The organism is Pantoea sp. S-LA4, assembly GCF_054482835.1.
Genome location: NZ_JBTLRC010000002.1, coordinates 3,172,192 through 3,190,433, shown reverse-complemented (window position 1 = coordinate 3,190,433; position 18,242 = coordinate 3,172,192). Strand labels below are relative to the sequence as shown.

The following is an 18,242-nucleotide window of genomic DNA, read 5'->3' as shown; positions in this document are numbered from 1 at the left end:
ATGTTGTCAGCACTTCCCACGTTGTTACGCGAACAGGCCGAACGCGCCGCGCAGCAGCTTAACGACTCCCTGACTTCGCTCAGCGCGGAGCAGGTCGCCGGGCTGGCTTTCAGTGATTTTGTGCTGGAAAACCTGCAACAGCATCCCGACTGGTGGCAGACGATCCGTGATACGCCGCCACAGCCAGACGAGTGGCAGCACTATGCCGACTGGCTCAATCAGGTGATGGCGACGGTGGATAGCGAAGCCAGCCTGATGCGTGAGCTGCGGCTGTTTCGCCGCCAGATGCTGGTGCGTATCGCCTGGATGCAGTGCCTGCAATATGCCAGCACGGAACAGAGCCTGCAGCAGTTAAGCGTGCTGGCGGAAGTGTTAATCAGCCGGGCGCGCGACTGGGTTTATCAGGATTGCTGCCGTGATTTTGGTACGCCCTGTAACGCTGACGGCGAAGCGCAGCCGATGCTGATCCTCGGCATGGGCAAGCTGGGTGGCGGCGAGCTGAATTTCTCATCGGATATCGACCTGATTTTTGCCTGGCCGGAAAACGGCACGACCCGCGGTGGACGGCGTGAGCTCGATAACGCCCAGTTTTTTACCCGCATGGGACAGCGGCTGATCAAAGTACTCGATCAGCCGACCATGGATGGCTTTGTTTACCGGGTTGATATGCGCCTGCGTCCGTTTGGCGACAGCGGTCCGCTGGTGATGAGCTTCGCCGCACTGGAAGATTATTACCAGGAGCAGGGCCGCGACTGGGAACGATACGCGATGGTCAAAGCGCGGCTGATGGGCGACGATCACGATCGCTGGAGCATCGAGCTGCAGCAGATGCTGCGGCCGTTCGTCTACCGGCGTTATATCGACTTCAGCGTGATCCAGTCGCTGCGTAACATGAAAGGGATGATCAGCCGGGAAGTCCGCCGCCGTGGCCTGAAGAACAACATCAAGCTGGGCGCGGGCGGCATCCGTGAAACCGAATTTATCGTTCAGGTATTTCAGCTGATTCGCGGTGGACGTGAGCGCTCGCTACAGCTGCGCGCTTTGCTGCCGACGCTGGAGGCGATTAAAGCGCTGGCGTTACTGCCGACAGAACAGGTGGATGCGCTGCGTGAAGCCTATCTGTTTCTGCGGCGGCTGGAGAATCTGCTGCAAAGCCTCGGTGATGAGCAGACCCAGACCTTACCCGAAGATGAACTGCATCGCGCCCGTCTGGCGTGGGCGATGGACTGTGCCGACTGGCCAGCTCTGATGGCTGCACTTGAAGGTCAGATGGCGGCGGTTCGCGCCATTTTTGATGAGCTGATTGGTGAAGATACCCCCGAAATCGGCGATCAGCGCGAGCTGGCGGAGTACCAGATGCTGTGGCAGGACCCGCTGGAGGAGAGCGAGCTGGCCCCGCTGGTGCCGCAACTCAGCGATGAACAGTGCCGCACGCTGCACCAGACGCTGGAGGCGTTTCGCCAGGATATCAGCCGTCGCACCATCGGCCCGCGCGGCCGCCAGGCGCTGGATCAGCTGATGCCGCGTCTGCTAAGCGAAGTCTGCCCACGCGACGATGCTGCCGTCACCCTCAGCCGTCTGACGCCGTTGCTGCTTGGCGTGCTGACCCGCAGCACCTATCTGGAGTTACTCACTGAATATCATGGCGCGCTGCGTCATTTGATCCGGCTGTGCGCCGCGTCACCGATGGTGGCCAGCCAGCTGGCACGGCATCCATTATTGCTGGATGAACTGCTCGATCCGGCTACGCTCTATCAGCCAACCGCCACCGATGCCTACCGCGATGAGCTGCGTCAGTACCTGATGCGAATCCCCACTGACGATGAAGAGCAGCAGCTGGAGGCGGTGCGGCAGTTTAAGCAGGCGCAGCATCTGCGCATCGCCGCCGCCGACATCGCCGGCACGCTGCCGGTGATGAAAGTCAGCGATCACCTGACCTGGCTGGCTGAAGCGATCATCGAATCGGTGGTGCGCCAGGCCTGGCATATGATGGTCCAGCGCTACGGGCGGCCGTCGCACCTGAGTAATGAGCATGAACGTGGCTTTGCGGTGCTGGGCTACGGCAAGCTGGGCGGCTGGGAGCTGGGATACAGCTCCGATCTCGATCTGGTCTTCCTGCACGATTGTCCGGCCGATGCGGTCACCGACGGCGAACGCAGCATTGATGGCCGCCAGTTCTATCTGCGCCTTGCTCAGCGCATCATGCATCTGTTCAGTACCCGCACCTCATCCGGCATTCTGTATGAGGTGGATGCGCGATTACGGCCTTCCGGCGCGGCGGGAATGCTGGTCAGCACCTTTGAGGCGTATGAGGAGTATCAGCGCAGTGAGGCCTGGACCTGGGAGCATCAGGCGCTGGTGCGCGCGCGCGTGGTGTTTGGCGAGCCGGCGCTGGGTGAACGTTTTAACGCTATCCGCCAGGCGATTCTCTGCCTGCCGCGTCCCGCGGAGGCGTTACAGACGGAAGTGCGCGAGATGCGTGAAAAGATGCGCGCTCACCTCAGTAACCGGCATAAAGGGCGCTGGGAGATTAAAACCGATCAGGGCGGTATCACCGACATTGAATTCATCGCCCAATATCTTGTCTTACGCTACGCCGCTGAACAACCGGAGCTCACGCGCTGGTCCGACAATGTGCGTATTTTTGAACTGATGGCGAAATACCATAAAATGCCCGCCGATGAAGCGCAGGCGCTGACCCAGGCGTACGTTACGCTGCGCGATGCGTTACATCATCGGGCATTGCAGGAACTGCCCGGCCATGTGGAGCCGGATGCTTTCGCCGCCGAGCGGCAAACGGTTGTTGCCAGCTGGCAGCGCTGGCTGAACTCGCCAGCGCCTCTCCCGGCGTGATGCTGATAGCACAAATCGCAACTGTGCTATCATCCGCGCACTATTTTAATGCAGTCTGGAGTGTCTGGAATGAAAGTTACTCTGCCCGCGTTCGGCCAAGCCTCAGTGCTGGTCGTTGGCGATGTGATGTTGGATCGTTACTGGTATGGCCCTACCAGCCGTATCTCCCCTGAAGCCCCGGTTCCGGTGGTGAAAGTGGACACCGTTGAGGAGCGTCCTGGCGGCGCAGCAAACGTGGCGATGAACATTGCAGCACTCGGTGCCGCCTCACGCCTGATTGGCCTGACCGGCGAAGATGATGCGGCGCGCGTGTTGAGTAACACGCTGAAAGACGTCAACGTACATTGCGATTTCGTGGCGGTGAAAAGCCATCCGACCATCACCAAGCTGCGCGTGCTGTCACGCAACCAGCAGCTGATCCGCCTCGATTTTGAAGAGGGTTTCGATCAGGTCGATCCTGAGCCGATCCACCAAAAAATGCGGGCTTCGCTGGCGGCTGCGGGCGCACTGGTACTGTCGGACTACGCCAAAGGCGCACTCTGCAGCGTGCAGACGATGATCGCTCTGGCGCGCGAAGCAAACGTCCCGGTGCTGATCGATCCGAAAGGCACTGACTTTGCCCGCTACCGTGGCGCAACGCTGCTGACACCGAATCTCTCTGAGTTTGAAGCGGTGGTCGGTAAGTGTAAGAACGAAGAGGAGATCGTAGCGCGCGGTATGCAGCTGATCGCCGATTTTGATCTCTCCGCGCTGCTGGTGACCCGCTCAGAAAATGGCATGACGCTGCTGCAGCCAGGCAAAGCGCCGTTGCATCTGCCGACCCAGGCGCAGGAAGTCTATGACGTGACCGGCGCCGGTGACACGGTGATTGGCGTGCTGGCGGCGGCGTTAGCGGCCGGTGACTCGCTGGAAGAGGCCTGTTTCCTTGCCAATGCTGCCGCAGGCGTGGTGGTGGGTAAACTGGGTACCTCAACCGTCAGTACGGTTGAGCTGGAAAATGCAATTCACGCCCGTCCGGAACAGGGCTTTGGCATCATGACCGAAGCTGAACTGAAAGCGGCGGTGGAGATGGCACGCCGGCGCGGTGAAAAAGTGGTGATGACCAACGGCGTATTCGACATTCTCCATGCTGGCCACGTCTCCTATCTGGCCAATGCGCGCAAGCTGGGCGATCGCCTGATTGTCGCGGTAAACAGCGATGCCTCAACCAAACGCCTGAAGGGCGAAAGCCGCCCGGTTAACCCGCAGGAAAACCGCATGATCGTACTGGGTGCGCTGGAAGCGGTAGATTGGGTGGTGGTGTTTGAAGAGGATACGCCGCAGCGGCTGATTGCCAGCATCCTGCCGGATCTGCTGGTGAAAGGCGGCGATTACAAGCCGGATGAGATTGCGGGCAGTAAAGAGGTATGGGCCAATGGCGGTGACGTGCAGGTGCTGAATTTTGAAGATGGCATCTCAACCACCAATATCATCAAAACCATTCGCGGCGACAGTTAACACCCGAAGTCAGCGGGAGACCGGCTCCCGCTAAACTGATTCTTAGTGGTTACTGTCGTTATCAGTCTTAACCACATCCGCAGGATTAATGGCTGACGGTGCCGGTGAAGCGGCAGGGGATGTCGCAGCACCCGCAGTGGCAGTGTTAGCCGTGGCGGCACCGGTCACAGCCGGAGTCACCGTCGCGGCAGAGGCGTTAGCCGTTGGCGGTGTGCTGCTACCGCCGCTCTGGCTTTCCAGCTGCGCCAGACGCTGCTCCAGCGCCGCCAGTTTCTCCCGCGTGCGCAGTAACACCTGGGTCTGCACATCAAACTCTTCACGGTTGACCAGATCCATACGCGTCAGCTGCGCCTGCAGAACCTGACGAATTTTCTTTTCGACATCATCACCAAACTCACGTACCCCTTTCGGCATCGCTTCGTGAACCTGACGTGCAAGTTGTTCAATTTTTTTCGTGTCGATCATGATGATTTCCTGGTTTCGGGGAGCTGTGTCAGCATTTTACTAACCTGATAACGGTTAAGTGTAATGCCAGAAATGAAAAGGATAAACCTCAAATCGGCAACGCAGGAAATGCAAAAGCAATTGCACTATTGATGATTGCCGCTCCAGATAATCAGCGCTATAGTAAAACCGCTTATTCTCAGGGCGGGGCGCAATTCCCCACCGGCGGTAAATCAGTCCAGGCTGAAAGCCCGCGAGCGCTTCATGATGATGAAAATTCGCCATGAAGGTCAGCAGATCCGGTGTAATTCCGGGGCCGACGGTTACAGTCCGGATGGGAGAGGGTAACGACTTCTGTCGGACAACTGTGTCTGCTTCACGTTATTGCCACGTCTTTTTGACGTCACTCCTAAGCACGCCCTGATTCTGGTAACCCATACATTTAAAGGTTTTTATTACCATGAATCAGACGCTACTTTCTGAATTTGGCACGCCTGAACAGCGTGTAGAACGTGCTATCGCCGCCCTGCGTGAGGGACGCGGTGTGATGGTACTCGACGATGAAAATCGTGAAAACGAAGGCGATATGATCTTCGCCGCCGAAACCATGACCGTTGAACAGATGGCGCTGACCATTCGCCACGGTAGCGGCATTGTCTGCCTGTGTCTGACCGAAGAGCGTCGTCAGCAGTTAGATCTGCCGATGATGGTGGAGAACAACACCAGCTCTTACGGCACCGGTTTCACCGTGACGATTGAAGCGGCCGAAGGCGTCACCACCGGTGTTTCTGCTCAGGATCGGATTACCACTATTCGTGCCGCGATTGCGGATAACGCGAAACCCACCGATCTGAATCGTCCTGGTCATGTCTTCCCGCTGCGCGCGCGCGAAGGCGGCGTACTGACCCGTGGCGGTCACACCGAAGCCACCATCGACTTAGTGACCCTGGCGGGCTTCAAGCCGGCGGGCGTGCTGTGTGAACTGACCAACGATGACGGCACCATGGCCCATGCGCCTGAAGCCATTACGTTTGCCAGACAACACAATATGCCGGTGGTGACCATTGAAGATTTAGTGGCCTGGCGTCGCAACCACGAAACGCGTCACGCCAGCTAATCAGCAGCCTGATGATGAGGTGAAACAGGCCAGCCCGCGGCCTGTTTCACCGGTGATTCATCCACACGCGCTTCTGTCGCGGCGCTCTGAGCCGTCAGTCCGCCTTCGTCTGGCGGTATCCGTGAACGATCAGCTTCCTTAACTCCAATCTTATTCAGATTTTCTGAGCATCTTCATCAGGCTTATCCGCGTGATATAGCGGGTAAAGCGCGTATCGTAGTGGCTATCAAACATTCAATTCTGAGAACCCATTATGAGTCAGTCACGTATGCCAGCGCTGTTTCTGGGCCACGGCAGTCCAATGAATGCCCTGGAAGAGAACCGCTATACCACCGCGTGGCGTCAGGCCGGCGATTCCCTGCCGCGACCCCGCGCCATTATTGCGGTCTCCGCTCACTGGTATACAACCGGCACCGCGGTCACGGCGATGGCACAGCCCCGCACGCTGCATGACTTTGGCGGTTTTCCGCAGGCGCTGTTTGATACCCGCTATCCGGCACCGGGATCGCCCGAACTGGCTGAACAACTGGTCAGGCAGTTAGCGCCGATTCCGGTACGGCTGGATCACGAATGGGGATTCGATCACGGTTCGTGGGGCGTATTGATCAAGATGTATCCGCAGGCGGATATTCCGGTGGTGCAGTTAAGCATCGACAGCACCAAGCCGCCGGCCTGGCATTATGAGCTGGGTCAGAAGCTGGCGGCGCTGCGCGACGAAGGCGTGATGATCGTTGCCAGCGGCAACGTGGTGCATAACCTGAGAAAGGTGCGCTGGGACGGCGGTGACGAAGTCTATCCGTGGGCCAGCAGTTTTGAGCAGTTTGTGCGTGACAACCTGGCGGCAGAAGGTGACGCGGCATCGCATCCACTGGTCAACTTTATGCAGCATCCCGGCGCAGCGCTCTCTAACCCGACGCCGGAGCATTATCTGCCGTTGCTCTACGTGCTGGGCTCGCGCCAGAAAGGCGAAGCGATCACCATTCCGGTGGATGGCATCGAGATGGGTGCAATCAGCATGTTGTCAGTGCAGGTCGGCTGAATGCAAACAGACCCAGGGCGGGTCTGTTTGTCAGGGTATTAATCGATAAAGGCGTGCGGATAGAAGCGGGAGAGATCCTGAGTGATCAGATCGCGATCTTCACGCAGGCCGATACCAGCCGGTTGATCGTCGATCAGCCAGCTACCGATCAGCGTGTAGCTGTCGCCAAATTTGGGCAGCGGATGGAACTGCTGGACGATCATCCCTTCTTCGCCATACGGGCCGTCAACGCGGGCAATCTCCTGACCGTTTTCGACGATACGAATATTGGCGCCTTCGCGCGAGAACAGGGGTTTCACCACATATTTGTCCATCGGCGGCACGTCGTCTTCGGCAAAGTATGCGGGCAGCAGGTTAGGATGATTCGGGAACATCTGCCACAGCATCGGCAGCAGCGCTTTGTTTGACAGAATGCTTTTCCACGCCGGTTCCAGCCAGCGTACCCCGGCATCGCCCAGCTTGGTGGAAAACATCTCGCGCAGCATGAACTCCCACGGATAGAGCTTAAACAGGTTGCTGATCACCTGATCATGGACGTCGGTAAACTCACCTTTTTCACCCAGACCAATTTCATCCATGTAGAGAAACTCGCTCGGCAGGCCCGCTTCGGTAGCGCAATCCTGCAGATACTGCACCGTGCCACGATCTTCGTCGGTGTCACGACAGCAGGCGAAATGCAGCCAGTTAAAACCGTGCTGCTGATGCAACGCCGCAAAGCGTTCAATCAGCTTCTCCTGCAGGCTGTTGAACTGGTCGCTGCCTGCGGGTAACTGTCCGGCGCTGAGCTGGTCTTCCAGCCAGAGCCACTGGAAAAACGCCGCTTCATACAGCGAGGTGGGCGTATCCGCGTTGTTCTCCAGTAATTTGGCATCGCTCTTGCCATCCCAGGCGAGATCGAGACGGGAATAGAGCGAAGGCTGACGCTGATGCCAGGAATCACGCACGAAATCCCAGGTATGTTTGGGAATGCGGAATTTGGTCAGCAACGCCTCGCTGTTAACGACTTTGTCGACCACCTGCAGGCACATCTGATGCAGCTCAGCGGTAACCTCTTCGAGCTGTTCGATCTGCGCCAGCGTGAACTGGTAGTAAGCATCTTCACACCAGTAGGGCTCGCCATGCATGGTATGAAAACGAAAACCGAACTCGGTGGCTTTTTCCCGCCAGCCTGGGCGTTCTGAAATGGCAATGCGTTGCATCGGGGCGTTAGCCTCCCATTGAACGGCTGGAGGTGCCGGTAGCGCTGCTGCGCTGCATGCTGTTCTGCTTAGCCACCGTCTCGCCAAAGCCGCCGCGGGTAATGGTGGAGGTTGTCGCGGGCTTCGGTGCTAACGCGGTTTTCGGCACGTTCATGGTTTTGCCTGAGGTGGCCGCGCCATAGTTACGACCGGAAGCATCTACAAACTGACCGTTTGCCGGGCTGTTAGGCGTTTTAGGTGAGAACAGCGGTTGCTGAGCGAAACCTGCGCCGCCGCCCATCATCCGGCCCATCATGTAGCCAGCCATTAATGGCATCCAGAAGCTGCCGCCGCCCTGTTGTGCTTCCGCATTATTGGTGCTGCCAACGCCAGCCTGAGCCGGCGTCTGCTGACACTGATTTTCGCCAAATTCAGCGACGCAATCTTCGCGGGTCGCATATTTTGGCGCGGTACGTTCCGCCTCTTTTTTGGCTTCATTGAAGGCGGTGGTGCACTGTGCGCTCTGGCCTGGATTGGCTTTCGAACAGTCATCCGCGTTCTGATACATCGAGACCGATTCGTCGTTTTGTTCACAGCCAGCCAGCATAAATACCGCCGAAACGGCGATAGCAACGGGCGTTAAATGGCGTGCCTGCCAGCTTTTACGAAAAGCGGCATAGCGAATAGATTTTGTGCGTTTCATTATGATTATCCTGTGCCCAAAGGTAGCGCATAGAATAGGGGATGAGGGGTCAAAATTGAAGCTGAGGGCCTGATACTGTAGGGATCTTTACTTAGCTATACGTTCGATAGAGAGACGGGCCGCAAAGCGACCCGTCTGTGCAATCAGTTACCGAAAGGATTGCTGCTGTTGCTGCGCGCCGCAGGGCGTGCTGCCGCGGCAGAGCCGTTGGCGGAAGGACCGTTATCCACCCGCGCGGTCTGCTGCGCATTTTCTGGCGCGACCGTTTCCGGTGAGGTAGGGATCTCTTTACCCAGCTGGCTGTTCAGCGCCTGCAGGTTCTGCTCGTTGAGCGTTCCCAGCGCATAGCTGATGTTCAGCTGGTTGATCAGGTAGCTATAACGCGCATCAGAGAGTTGCTGCTTGGCGTTATAGAGCGCGGTGGTCGCATCCAGCACGTCGACGATGGTACGCGTACCAACCTGATAACCCGCTTCAGAAGCATCCAGTGAACTCTGTGCGGAGATCACGGCCTGTTTGTAGGCGTTGATGGTACTGATCGATGCATTCACGTTGTTAAACGATGAGCGCACGGTCTGCACGGCGGAACGGTGCGCGCTTTCCAGCTGTTCGCTGGCGCTGACAAAATTATACTGCGCCTGTTTCACCCGCGAGGTGACGCTGCCGCCGCTGTAGAGTGGCAGGGAGAAGCTCAGGCCAACCTGATTTGAACCGGTAATCGAGTCGGTTGATCCGGCGCTCTGGTTCGCACGGCTGCCGCCATATTTGCTGTTAGACATGCCGGTAGAGGCGGTCAAATCCAGCGTTGGCATGTGGCCAGTTTCTTCCGAGCGAATCTGCTCGCGAGCCAGATCCTGGTTCAGACGCGCAGAGAGCAGCGACAGGTTACGGCTTTCCGCCTGCTTGAGCAGGGCGCTGACCGCATCCGGCTTGTTGGTTTTGAAACGATCAATATTAAGCGATGCCAGTGCCTGATAATCCATGCCGGTAATCTGACGCAGGGATTCAACGGCGTTATCCAGATTGTTGCGCGCGGTCACTTCATTGGCTAACACGCTGTCATACTGTGCGCGGGCGTTCTGCACGTCCGTAATCGCGACCAGGCCGACGTTGAAACGCTGGGTGGTTTGATCCAGTTCGCGATAGATCGACTGTTTCTGCGCTTCGGTGTAAGAAAGGGTATCAATCGCTTTCAGCACGTTGAAGTAGGCGGTGGCGGTGTTCAGAATCAGATCCTGCTGTGCGACCTGATAGGTGACATCCTGGATGCCGGCCGATTTTTCCTGCAGGGTCAGCGCGCGCCATTTCGACATGTCGAAAATTGTCTGGGTTAATTGCAGCGTGCCGCTGGTCGTGTTGGAATGGAGACCGCTGCTGTCACGATAGCCGTTGTTATAGGTGTAGTCTGCACCCAATCCGAGTTGTGGTAATAATGGGCTACGCGCTTCGTTGATTTTCTCAAAGGCAGAATCGCGATCGGCAGCGGCGCTGCGCAGATCCGGGTTGCTCAGACGTGCTTGTTGGTAAACCTGAAGCAGGTCTTCGGCCTGGCTGGCGAAGCTGAAACCGCCCAGGCTCAGCCCAATAAAAAATGGGAGCAGTTTTTTCATTTGTATTCCTTGTGTTGCAGCAAATTGCAGTGGTAGCGCTGCCGGGTAAGCCAAAAAATTATCGCCGATTCTAGCAGAGGGCAACTGTGAGATAAGTTGGCTGAAAGTGCCTTCTTCCCCTAATTTACGTAAATAATTCAGAAAGAACCACTCAGATGGAGCACCGTGCCAGGCTTTTTTCGCTCCACCCCAATCTGCACAAGGAACCAGATGATGTCGGAAGAAAAAAAATCCCCTGTGACTTTTACAAAAAACGATGTAGAAATTATTGCACGCGAAACCGTCTACGATGGTTTTTTTTCAGTGGTACGCTATCGCTTCCGTCATCGCCGTTTTAATGGCGAAATGAGCGCCGAAGTGCAGCGCGAAGTTTTTGAGCGCGGACATGCTGCCGTGCTGCTACCTTATGATCCCTTACGCGACGAAGTGGTGCTGATCGAACAGATCCGCATTCCAGCCTATGACAGCAGCGCATCACCCTGGCTGCTGGAGATGGTGGCCGGCATTATCGATCCCGGTGAAACCGTTGAGCAGGTGGTGCGTCGTGAAGCGGTCGAAGAAGCAGGATTACAGGTTGGGCGAATTAAGCCAATGCTTAATTACCTGGCCAGCCCCGGCGGCACCAGTGAACGTTTATCGGTGCTGATTGGGGAAGTGGATGCCAGCCAGGCAACAGGATGCCATGGTCTGGAGGAAGAGAATGAGGATATTCTTGTCCATGTGGTCAGCCGCGAACAGGCTTATCGCTGGGTGGAAGAGGGGATTATTGACAATGCGGCGTCTGTCATCGCCTTGCAATGGCTGGCGTTGCACCATGAAAAACTACGACAAGAGTGGAAACCATAATGAAACAGCGCTATACCCCTGACTTCCCCGAGATGATGCGGCTGTGCGAAACCAATTTCGCCCAGTTACGCCGCCTGCTGCCGCGCAATGATGAGGCGGGCGCATCGGTGATCTATCAGGTGAGTGGCGCCCGTTATCAACTGACGATTCAGGAGTCAACGCGTTACACCACGCTGGTAGAGATCCGCCAGGTCGCGCCTGCGGTCAGTTACTGGAGCCTGCCGTCGATGTCGGTGCGGCTCTATCATGACGCAATGGTCGCCGAAGTGTGTTCAACGCAACAGATCTATCGTTTCAAAGCGCGCTATGATTATCCTAATAAAAAACTGCATCAGCGTGATGAAAAACACCAGATAAACCAGTTTCTCGCAGACTGGCTGCGCTACTGCCTGGCGCACGGCGCGATGGCAGTTCCGGTCTGCTGATGCGTATAATGCATTAAATGGCGTGGAGACGAAGGAAACGCTTTGGATAGCCTGCTAACTCTTCCTGCAGCGAACGGTTCCGCAATCAGGATTCTGCAAATCACGGACACCCACCTGTTCGCGGGAAAACATGAATCGCTACTTGGGGTCAATACCTGGTCGAGCTATGAGGCGGTGCTGGATGCGATCATTGCGCAGCATCGCGACTATGACCTGATTATCGCCACCGGCGATCTCGCCCAGGACCACTCTGTTGAAGCCTATCAGCATTTTGCTGAGGGCATTTCACGTTTACCGCGGCCCTGTGTCTGGCTGCCGGGCAATCACGACTTCCAGCCGGCGATGGTCGATACCTTCGCTGACGCCCGCATTAATCCGCATAAACAGGTTCTGATCGGCGAACAGTGGCAGATTGTCCTGCTCGACAGTCAGGTGTATGGGGTGCCGCACGGTATGCTGAGCGACTATCAGCTGGAGTGGCTCGAAAAAGCGCTGGCGCGCTATCCGCAACGTCACACGCTGGTGTTGCTGCATCACCATCCGCTGGCGTCTGGCTGTACCTGGCTTGACCAGCACAGCCTGCGTAATTCGCACCAGCTGGATGCGGTGCTGCAACAGTTTCCGCTGGCGAAGACGCTGGTCTGCGGGCACATCCACCAGGAGCTGGACGCAGAGTGGCATGGCCGGCGGGTAGTGGCGACGCCCTCCACCTGCGTGCAGTTCAAGCCGCACTGCACCAGCTTCGCGATTGATACCGTCGCACCAGGCTGGCGCTGGTTCACTCTGCATCCCGACGGTCAGCTTGAAACCGAAGTTAACCGCCTCGATACCGATATCTTCCGCCCCGATTTAGATTCGGATGGATACTGACTGATGGCGGCGCTGCTTTATCTGCACGGTTTCAACAGCTCACCGCAGTCGGCGAAGGCGACACAGTTTCGCCAGTGGCTGCAGGCCACGCATCCGGAAATCGAGATGATCGTGCCGCAGTTACCGACCTTTCCGGCCGATGCGGCCGCGATGCTGGAGGAGCTGGTATTGAGCCGCAGTGGTGAAACTCTTGGGCTGGTGGGCTCCTCGCTGGGCGGTTACTACGCCACCTGGCTGTCGCAATGTTTTATGCTGCCCGCCGTGGTGGTGAATCCCGCGGTACGGCCTTTTGAGTTGCTGACGGATTATCTCGGCGACAATCAGAATCCCTACACCGGTCAGCAATATGTGTTAGAGTCACGCCACATTTACGATCTGAAAGTGATGCAGATTGAACCGCTGGAAGCGCCCGATTTACTTTGGCTGCTGCAACAAACCGGCGATGAAGTTCTCGATTACCGTCAGGCGCTCGACTATTACAGCGCGTGCCGCCATACGGTCGAAGAGGGCGGAAACCATACATTTACTGGATTCGAGCGCCATTTCCCGCAGATTCTGGACTTTCTCGGTCTGAATCATCCCTGAGTAATGCGGAAATCGCACCCCATTTTACCCTTCTAATCAGACATTTACGATGAGTCAATCAAACTATAACGCGGATGCCATTGAGGTCCTGACTGGCCTTGAGCCTGTTCGCCGTCGCCCGGGCATGTATACCGACACGACGCGACCCAACCATTTGGGTCAGGAAGTGATTGATAACAGCGTCGATGAGGCGCTGGGCGGCCACGCGAAGCGGGTTGAAGTGATACTGCACCCCGATCAGTCACTGGAAGTGATCGATGATGGTCGCGGTATGCCGGTGGATATTCACCCGGAAGAGGGCGTGCCCGCGGTGGAACTGATCCTGTGCCGCCTGCACGCTGGCGGCAAATTCTCCAACAAAAACTATCAGTTCTCGGGCGGCCTGCACGGCGTCGGCATTTCGGTGGTCAACGCCCTGTCAAAACGGGTCGAAGTCACGGTACGCCGCAATGGCGAAGTGTATGACATCGCCTTTGAAAATGGCGAAAAAGTGCAGGAACTCACGGTGACCGGCACGGTGGCGAAACGCAACACCGGCACCCGCGTACACTTCTGGCCTGATGAAAGTTTCTTCGACAGCCCGCGCTTCTCGGTTTCACGTCTGTCGCACCTGCTGAAAGCCAAAGCGGTGCTCTGTCCGGGCGTCGAAATTGTCTTTAAAGATAAGCTGAATAACACCGAACAGCGCTGGTGCTATGAAGATGGCCTGACCGACTACCTGTGCGAAGCGGTTAACGGACTGCCAACGCTGCCGGAAAAACCCTTTGTCGGCAGCTTTGCCGGTGATGTGGAAGCCGTTGACTGGGCACTGTTGTGGCTGCCGGAAGGTGGCGAGCTGCTGACCGAAAGCTACGTTAACCTGATCCCGACCATGCAGGGCGGCACCCACGTTAACGGTCTGCGTCAGGGCCTGCTGGATGCGATGCGTGAGTTCTGTGAATACCGCAACATCCTGCCGCGCGGCGTAAAACTCTCGGCGGAAGATATCTGGGATCGCTGCGCCTACGTGCTCTCTGTGAAGATGCAGGACCCGCAGTTTGCCGGACAAACCAAAGAGCGCCTCTCGTCACGTCAGTGCGCAGCCTTTGTGTCGGGCGTGGTCAAAGATGCCTTCAGCCTGTGGCTCAACCAGAACGTGCAGGCGGCTGAGCAACTGGCCGAACTGGCCATCTCCAGCGCCCAGCGTCGTCTGCGTGCGGCGAAGAAGGTGGTGCGTAAAAAGCTCACCAGCGGGCCGGCGTTGCCTGGCAAGCTGGCGGACTGTACCGCGCAGGATCTGAATAAAACCGAACTGTTCCTGGTGGAAGGGGATTCGGCAGGCGGCTCGGCCAAGCAGGCGCGCGATCGTGAATACCAGGCGATCATGCCGCTGAAAGGCAAGATCCTCAATACCTGGGAAGTCTCCTCAGATGAGGTGCTGGCGTCGCAGGAAGTGCATGATATCTCCGTGGCGATCGGTATCGATCCCGACAGCGAAGATCTGTCGCAGCTGCGCTACGGCAAAGTCTGCATTCTGGCGGATGCCGACTCCGACGGTCTGCATATCGCGACCTTACTCTGCGCGCTGTTTGTGAAGCATTTCCGTTCGCTGGTGAAAGGCGGCCATGTCTATGTGGCGATGCCGCCGCTCTATCGCATCGATCTGGGCAAAGAGGTCTACTACGCGCTGGATGAAGATGAGAAAGAGGGCGTGCTGGAGCAGCTGAAGCGTAAAAAGGGCAAACCTAACGTCCAGCGCTTTAAAGGGCTGGGTGAGATGAACCCGCTGCAGCTGCGCGAAACTACGCTTGATCCTAATACCCGCCGGCTGGTGCAGCTGACCATCAGTGATGAGGACGTCGACCAGACGTTACGCATGATGGATATGCTGCTGGCGAAAAAACGTTCCGAAGACCGGCGAAACTGGTTGCAGGAAAAAGGCGACATGGCCGACATCGAAGTATAAAAAACAGGACGCGCCAGCGTCCTGTTTTCTCAGGTAGCGGGTCACGATCGACAAGCGGCCCGGAGAGGTCCACACAGCAGAGACAGCAGCGATTGTGAAAATTACACTGGAAGAGTTACGTGCCTGGGTGGCGGTAGTGGATACCGGCTCCATCACCGCCGCGGCCGACCAGCTTTCGCAGACCAGTTCAGGCATCAGCCGCGCCCTGAGCCGGCTGGAGAGCAAACTGCAAACCACCCTGCTTCATCGCACCACCCGACGGCTGGCGCTGACAGAAGAAGGGCAGGTATTTCTGGAGCATGCGCGTCAGATTCTGGCGTCGGTAGAGCAGGCAGAAGAGCAGATTGCGCAGCGACGCGAGATGCCGTCAGGGCGGCTGCGGGTCAATGCCGCTACCCCGTTTATGCTGCATGTGATTGTGCCGCTGGTGGAGGCGTTTCGCGCGCAATATCCGCTGATTCAGCTGGAACTCAATACCGACGATATCCTGATCGATTTGCTGGAGCAGCAAACCGACGTCGCCATTCGCATCGGCGAACTGCGCGACTCCACGCTGCGTGCGCGGATGCTGGGCAGCAGCGCGATTCGTCTGATGGCCAGCCCGGCCTATCTGGCGAAGGCGGGCACGCCGCAAACCGTCGCCGATCTTGAGCAGCATCAGATTATCGGCTTCAGTCATCTTGATAATCACAACGTCTGGCCGGTCTGGCAGCCCGACGGCGAATTTATGCGGATTAAGCCGACGCTTTCCGCCTCCAGCGGCGAAACCATCCGCCAGCTGGCGCTGGCCGGACAGGGCATTGCACGCCTCTCCGACTTTGTCAGCCGGGAAGATTGCGCCGCCGGGCGGCTGGTGCCGGTATTGCCTGATGAAACCCGTGAGCTGCGTCTGCCGGTGCATGCGGTCTACTATCGCAATACCACGCTCTCTTCACGCATTGGCTGCTTTCTCGACTTTCTGCGCACCGAGATCGACCGTCGCCAGCTGCTGTAAGCCTTCATGTCATCATAAAAAACCCCCGTCATGGACAGGGGTTTAAGATACGGACAACGTCTGGCCGGATTTGCTTTCAGAGCCTGCCTGCACCGGGAACAGAACAGGGATCAGGGCTTCAGCAATAATCAGGCGCTGGGTTCCAGCACCAGGATTTTCACATCCACCACATCATCTTTAATGACGGCGCGATGCGCATCCATGTGCGGCATCTGCTGATGCTGCTCCAGATGACGCAGCGTTTCCCACTGTTCCAGCATAAAAATGGAGTCCGGTGAGTTCTGTTTCCACGGCACCTGTGCCTGATGGTCCAGCAGCGCATCATACTGGTGGCATCCCTCTTCCTGCAGCACGGTCGGGATCAGCGCTTTTACGGCATCCAGCACCGCCTGACGGCGACCGGGTTTTACACAAATTTCAGCAACGACGGTTAACATTCGCGGATTCCTCTTTCGCGGGGGAGTAAAGCGTAACGGTAGCCTGGCTTAGCCAAACACGCGAGTAAGATGATCGCGATACGCCGCAATGTCACGCGGCACATCAGGCTGCTTGATGACGTCATTACAGATAAAGGTCGGCAGCGCTTCCATACCCAGGAACTGGTTGGCTTTATGGAAGTGCAGATAGAGCCCGTCCACGCCAACGCCCTCAAAGAACTGCTCCGGATCGGTAAAAGCCTGCAGCGGTGCGTTCCAGGTCAGTGACAGCATATATTTTTTGCCCTGCAGCAGGCCGCCGGAACCATATTTTTTGGCGGCGTCAGCGCGGGTACGACCATCGCTGGCGTACAGTGAACCGTGACCTTCGGTAAAGACTTCATCAATATAACGTTTTACGGTCCACGGCTCGCCCATCCACCAGCCTGGCATCTGATAAATCACCACGTCGCTGTCGAGATATTTCTGCACTTCGTCAGCGACCACGTAGTCGCTGTCCGCCACGGTGACCGAGACCTCATGGCCCAGGTCACGCAGCTGGCTGGCGGCGACGTCAGTCAGGGTATGGTTCAGTTCGCCTTTTGAGTGGGCAAAGGTTTTGCCGCCGTCGATAATTAAAAACTTACTCATTCGAATAGGTACTCCGTTTTCTGTGTATGACGCTCAGCTTACGCGCGAAGCGGCAGCAGAGAAATGGGAGGCTGATCACAACACTTTTGCTGTAGCGGCAACAATACGCCGATTTATGGCACCATCAGTACGCAAACCAACCTGCCGAAGAAAAGCCCATCATGAAAAAAATTGTCATCCTTGCTCTGCTGCTGGCCAGCGGAGCCGCTCAGGCGCAGTCGCGTCTGGAGAGTGTTATCAGCAGCAAAGTGCTGAAGGTCTGTACCACCGGTGACTACAAGCCTTACAGCTACCTGCGGCCCGACGGCCAGTATGAAGGGCTGGATATCAGCATGGCGAATGCGCTGGCCGCCTCACTCGGTGCCAGAGTGCAGTGGGTGGCTACCAGCTGGAAAACCCTGATGCCCGATTTTCTGGCGAAGCAGTGTGATATTGCGCTGGGTGGCGTGTCGGTTACCCTGAAGCGCCAGCAGACCGCCTGGTTTGCTCAGCCGCTGGGTGTGGATGGCAAGATCCCGCTGGTGCGCTGTGCCGATAAAGACCGCTATCAGACGCTGGAGCAGCTCAACCGTCCGGAGGTGCGCCTGGTCGAGCCGGCGGGCGGTACCAACGAAGCCTTTGTTCATAGCCATCTGCCGCAGGCCTCGCTGACCCTGTTCCACGATAACGTCACCATCTTCCAGCAGCTGGTAGACAACCACGCCGATGTGATGATCACCGATGCCTCTGAGGCGCGCTATCAGCAGCAGCGCTTCCCGACGCTGTGCGCCATCAATGCCGATAAGCCGCTACAATATGGCGAGAAGGCTTACATGATCCCGCGCGATGACATCAGCTGGAAACTCTATGTCGATCAGTGGTTACACCTGAGCACCGCGACCGGAGAGTACCGCGAGATTGCCCGGCAGTGGATGGGCGATCAGCCCTGACGTCAGCAGTCCGATTTCCACTGCGTCAGCGGGTTAACCCGCGCCTGCTGACCGCCTGTCGCCGCGTGCTTCCCCTGTGACTAACACCGGCGAATAAGGTACTATCCTCGCCAAACCACCGCCGGGTGTCCCGCCGTTGT

At 57.3% G+C, this 18,242-nt stretch carries 17 protein-coding genes and 1 riboswitch; of the genes, 11 read left to right on the top strand and 6 right to left on the bottom strand.

Features of this window, described 5'->3' with window-relative positions; translation table 11 throughout:
* On the top strand, window positions 1–2,853 hold the full coding sequence (glnE, locus tag ACX3P5_RS15770) for a bifunctional [glutamate--ammonia ligase]-adenylyl-L-tyrosine phosphorylase/[glutamate--ammonia-ligase] adenylyltransferase (protein ID WP_458968972.1): 2,853 nt from the start codon (window positions 1–3) through the stop codon (window positions 2,851–2,853).
* Between the two features lie 69 nt (window positions 2,854–2,922).
* Entirely contained in the window at window positions 2,923–4,350 is a 1,428-nt protein-coding gene (gene hldE, locus ACX3P5_RS15765; protein WP_233987084.1) for a bifunctional D-glycero-beta-D-manno-heptose-7-phosphate kinase/D-glycero-beta-D-manno-heptose 1-phosphate adenylyltransferase HldE, read from the top strand.
* Between the two features lie 42 nt (window positions 4,351–4,392).
* Here the strand turns inward: hldE and ubiK are convergent, their stop codons facing one another.
* The gene (ubiK, locus tag ACX3P5_RS15760) at window positions 4,393–4,815 is read right to left on the bottom strand and encodes a ubiquinone biosynthesis accessory factor UbiK (protein ID WP_233987085.1); all 423 of its coding nucleotides are present in this window, start codon (window positions 4,813–4,815) and stop codon (window positions 4,393–4,395) included.
* Window positions 4,816–4,985: 170 nt separating this feature from the next.
* Window positions 4,986–5,144: riboswitch (FMN riboswitch) on the top strand.
* 110 nt (window positions 5,145–5,254) lie between these two features.
* Between ubiK and ribB the strand changes: the two genes are divergently transcribed.
* Window positions 5,255–5,911 carry a 3,4-dihydroxy-2-butanone-4-phosphate synthase gene (ribB, locus tag ACX3P5_RS15755; RefSeq protein ID WP_094120650.1) on the top strand — a complete coding sequence of 219 codons (657 nt, stop codon included), beginning with the start codon at window positions 5,255–5,257 and terminating at the stop codon, window positions 5,909–5,911.
* 253 nt (window positions 5,912–6,164) lie between these two features.
* Entirely contained in the window at window positions 6,165–6,950 is a 786-nt protein-coding gene (gene ygiD / locus ACX3P5_RS15750; protein WP_458968971.1) for a 4,5-DOPA-extradiol-dioxygenase, read from the top strand.
* 38 nt (window positions 6,951–6,988) lie between these two features.
* Here the strand turns inward: ygiD and ACX3P5_RS15745 are convergent, their stop codons facing one another.
* From ACX3P5_RS15745 to tolC, 3 genes are all read right to left on the bottom strand, one after another.
* Window positions 6,989–8,149, bottom strand: coding sequence for a glutathionylspermidine synthase family protein (locus ACX3P5_RS15745; protein WP_233987087.1), 1,161 nt, complete (start codon window positions 8,147–8,149; stop codon window positions 6,989–6,991).
* 7 nt (window positions 8,150–8,156) lie between these two features.
* Window positions 8,157–8,831, bottom strand: coding sequence for a DUF1190 family protein (locus ACX3P5_RS15740; RefSeq protein WP_094120647.1), 675 nt, complete (start codon window positions 8,829–8,831; stop codon window positions 8,157–8,159).
* 143 nt (window positions 8,832–8,974) lie between these two features.
* On the bottom strand, window positions 8,975–10,441 hold the full coding sequence (gene tolC, locus ACX3P5_RS15735; RefSeq protein ID WP_458968970.1) for an outer membrane channel protein TolC: 1,467 nt from the start codon (window positions 10,439–10,441) through the stop codon (window positions 8,975–8,977).
* 213 nt (window positions 10,442–10,654) lie between these two features.
* Here tolC and nudF point away from each other — a divergent pair, with 213 nt between their 5' ends.
* The 6 genes from nudF (at window position 10,655) to ACX3P5_RS15705 (ending at window position 16,106) form a co-directional block, all read left to right on the top strand.
* The gene (gene nudF / locus ACX3P5_RS15730) at window positions 10,655–11,287 is read left to right on the top strand and encodes an ADP-ribose diphosphatase (RefSeq protein ID WP_094120645.1); all 633 of its coding nucleotides are present in this window, start codon (window positions 10,655–10,657) and stop codon (window positions 11,285–11,287) included.
* Window positions 11,287–11,712, top strand: coding sequence for a DUF1249 family protein (locus ACX3P5_RS15725; protein WP_111139895.1), 426 nt, complete (start codon window positions 11,287–11,289; stop codon window positions 11,710–11,712). The genes nudF and ACX3P5_RS15725 overlap by 1 nt, the downstream gene beginning before the upstream one ends.
* Before the next feature lie 42 nt (window positions 11,713–11,754).
* Window positions 11,755–12,582 carry a 3',5'-cyclic-AMP phosphodiesterase gene (gene cpdA, locus ACX3P5_RS15720; protein ID WP_233987089.1) on the top strand — a complete coding sequence of 276 codons (828 nt, stop codon included), beginning with the start codon at window positions 11,755–11,757 and terminating at the stop codon, window positions 12,580–12,582.
* Between the two features lie 3 nt (window positions 12,583–12,585).
* Window positions 12,586–13,167, top strand: coding sequence for an esterase YqiA (gene yqiA, locus ACX3P5_RS15715; protein ID WP_233987090.1), 582 nt, complete (start codon window positions 12,586–12,588; stop codon window positions 13,165–13,167).
* A 49-nt stretch (window positions 13,168–13,216) separates the two neighbouring features.
* A complete protein-coding gene (gene parE / locus ACX3P5_RS15710) occupies window positions 13,217–15,112 on the top strand; it encodes a DNA topoisomerase IV subunit B (protein WP_233987091.1) in 1,896 nt (631 codons plus the stop codon).
* A gap of 94 nt (window positions 15,113–15,206) precedes the next feature.
* Window positions 15,207–16,106 (top strand): LysR substrate-binding domain-containing protein, encoded by a 900-nt coding sequence (locus ACX3P5_RS15705; protein ID WP_094120641.1) that lies wholly within the window; start codon window positions 15,207–15,209, stop codon window positions 16,104–16,106.
* A 128-nt stretch (window positions 16,107–16,234) separates the two neighbouring features.
* Here the strand turns inward: ACX3P5_RS15705 and ACX3P5_RS15700 are convergent, their stop codons facing one another.
* The gene (locus ACX3P5_RS15700; RefSeq protein WP_233987092.1) at window positions 16,235–16,543 is read right to left on the bottom strand and encodes a putative quinol monooxygenase; all 309 of its coding nucleotides are present in this window, start codon (window positions 16,541–16,543) and stop codon (window positions 16,235–16,237) included.
* Between the two features lie 48 nt (window positions 16,544–16,591).
* Window positions 16,592–17,173, bottom strand: coding sequence for an NAD(P)H-dependent oxidoreductase (locus ACX3P5_RS15695; protein WP_233987093.1), 582 nt, complete (start codon window positions 17,171–17,173; stop codon window positions 16,592–16,594).
* 161 nt (window positions 17,174–17,334) lie between these two features.
* Here ACX3P5_RS15695 and ACX3P5_RS15690 point away from each other — a divergent pair, with 161 nt between their 5' ends.
* The gene (locus ACX3P5_RS15690; RefSeq protein WP_458968969.1) at window positions 17,335–18,102 is read left to right on the top strand and encodes a transporter substrate-binding domain-containing protein; all 768 of its coding nucleotides are present in this window, start codon (window positions 17,335–17,337) and stop codon (window positions 18,100–18,102) included.
* Window positions 18,103–18,242 lie beyond the last annotated feature (140 nt).